General features: G+C 46.7%; 2 protein-coding genes. Both read left to right on the top strand.

Annotation, left to right across the window (positions count from 1 at the left end; translation table 11 throughout):
- Positions 1-34 precede the first annotated feature (34 nt).
- Positions 35-901 carry a DUF692 domain-containing protein gene (locus R7E42_RS25435; protein ID WP_318073299.1) on the top strand — a complete coding sequence of 289 codons (867 nt, stop codon included), beginning with the start codon at positions 35-37 and terminating at the stop codon, positions 899-901.
- Positions 898-1,068: DNA-binding domain-containing protein (locus R7E42_RS25430; RefSeq protein ID WP_318073298.1), on the top strand; the 171-nt coding region annotated here is incomplete at its 3' end. The genes R7E42_RS25435 and R7E42_RS25430, both read left to right, overlap by 4 nt.

Here is a 1,068-nt window from a genome sequence, read left to right as displayed (position 1 = left end):
ACCTCTTCTCATCCAGTTCGAAAAGGAGTTTCACGTGAAACACTACGATTTTCACCCTCTTGTTGGCGTTGGTTTACGGACTCCTCATTTGGACTTTTTTCAGCAACAACGTCCAGAACTGTCTTGGTTAGAAATTCACAGCGAGAACTACTTTCAACCCAATGCAGCCGAACGAAAATATCTACACACTTTGCGAGAGCAATACCAGATCAGCTGCCACGGAATTGGTTTGTCGTTAGGCTCTGTTGAGCGCGTTAGCCAAGTACACCTCGCTCAACTGAAAGCGTTGATTGATGCCATTGACCCGATGTTTGTCTCTGACCATTTGAGCTGGAGTGAAAATGGTGGGCACTATTTTAACGACTTGCTTCCCCTACCATACACCGAAGAAGCACTGAACGTTTTTACTCGCAATGTGCTTGAAGTTCAGGATTATCTGCAACACGAAATCTTAATTGAGAACCCATCGAGCTATGTGAAGTTTCAACACTCGACGATCAGCGAGTGGGAGTTTCTCGCTGAGGTTCAGCAGCGCACAAGTTGCCGGTTACTGCTCGATCTGAATAACGTACACGTATCAGCCTTCAATCACGGCTTTGATTGCAATACCTATCTGTCCGCCATTCCGGCAGACAAAGTGGATGAAATTCATTTGGCGGGTTTCACCATCAAACAACTCGATAAAGGCGAAATTTGGATTGATACTCACAGCCGTCCCGTCAGCACGGAAGTCTGGAAGTTATATCAACATTGGATTGAACAGTATGGTCCGCGCCATACCTTAATTGAATGGGACTTAGATATCCCAGCACCGGAAGTGTTATTGGCAGAAGCGGAAAAGGCCTCGCTCCTTCTCTCCCAAATTACCACCCCGCTTAGCGCTACGAGGAAAGCCTCATGAAGCTAGCCACCTTACAAAATCAGTTTGCGAAAGCGCTTCACTATCAGGCATTGGGCGATGACTGTAATATTGCAAGCGGTCAGTTTACCGCTGACGAGCGCATGCAGATCTATCGCAACAACTTTATCATCAGCTTGAGCGAAGTCCTCTCTGCTACTTATCCGATG

The sequence above is a fragment of the Vibrio sp. Vb1337 genome, assembly GCF_033338715.1.
GTDB lineage: Bacteria > Pseudomonadota > Gammaproteobacteria > Enterobacterales > Vibrionaceae > Vibrio > Vibrio alginolyticus.
This window is presented reverse-complemented; position numbering and strand designations above follow the sequence as displayed.